General features: G+C 46.7%; 3 tRNA genes and 1 rRNA gene. All 4 read left to right on the top strand.

The annotated features are described in order from the left end of the window. Positions 1-217: 217 nt before the first annotated feature. Positions 218-333, top strand: a 5S ribosomal RNA gene (rrf, locus tag M3206_RS18765). A 13-nt stretch (positions 334-346) separates the two neighbouring features. Then, positions 347-422 (top strand) — tRNA-Val (locus M3206_RS18760). Positions 423-434: 12 nt separating this feature from the next. After that, positions 435-510, top strand: a tRNA-Thr gene (locus M3206_RS18755). An 8-nt stretch (positions 511-518) separates the two neighbouring features. Beyond that, a tRNA-Lys gene (locus M3206_RS18750) sits at positions 519-594 on the top strand. Positions 595-645 lie beyond the last annotated feature (51 nt).

The raw sequence follows: 645 nt of genomic DNA, 5'->3' as shown, positions 1-645 counted from the left end.
AGGTTGATAGGTCTGGTGTGGAAGCGTGGCGACACGTGGAGCTGACAGATACTAATCGGTCGAGGGCTTATCCTTACTATTGTATGAAACGTTTGGAAAACGTCGTATCTAGTTTTGAGAGAACATAAAATGATGAAAATCATTAAAAAAACTCTTGCATTTCTTAATTACATAGCGTATAATTTTATCTTGTCGAGATAAATAACTCGCTCTCTGGTCTAGTGATGATGGCGAAGAGGTCACACCCGTTCCCATACCGAACACGGAAGTTAAGCTCTTCAGCGCCGATGGTAGTTGGGGGTCTCCCCCTGTTAGAGTAGGACGTCGCTAGGCTGGAATTTTATACGGAGGATTAGCTCAGCTGGGAGAGCACCTGCCTTACAAGCAGGGGGTCGGCGGTTCGATCCCGTCATCCTCCACCATATATTTTACTTGCCGGTTTAGCTCAATTGGTAGAGCAACTGACTTGTAATCAGTAGGTTGGGGGTTCAAGTCCTCTAGCCGGCACCATTTTGCACGAGCCATTAGCTCAGTCGGTAGAGCATCTGACTTTTAATCAGAGGGTCGAAGGTTCGAGTCCTTCATGGCTCACCATTTTCAAATTAATATGCGGGTGTGGCGGAATTGGCAGACGCGCTAGACTTA

Source organism: Fictibacillus phosphorivorans (assembly GCF_023715845.1).
In the GTDB taxonomy this organism is placed as follows: domain Bacteria; phylum Bacillota; class Bacilli; order Bacillales; family Fictibacillaceae; genus Fictibacillus; species Fictibacillus phosphorivorans_D.
The sequence above is the reverse complement of the archived record's forward strand: the minus strand, read 5'-3'. Positions and strand labels throughout refer to the sequence as shown.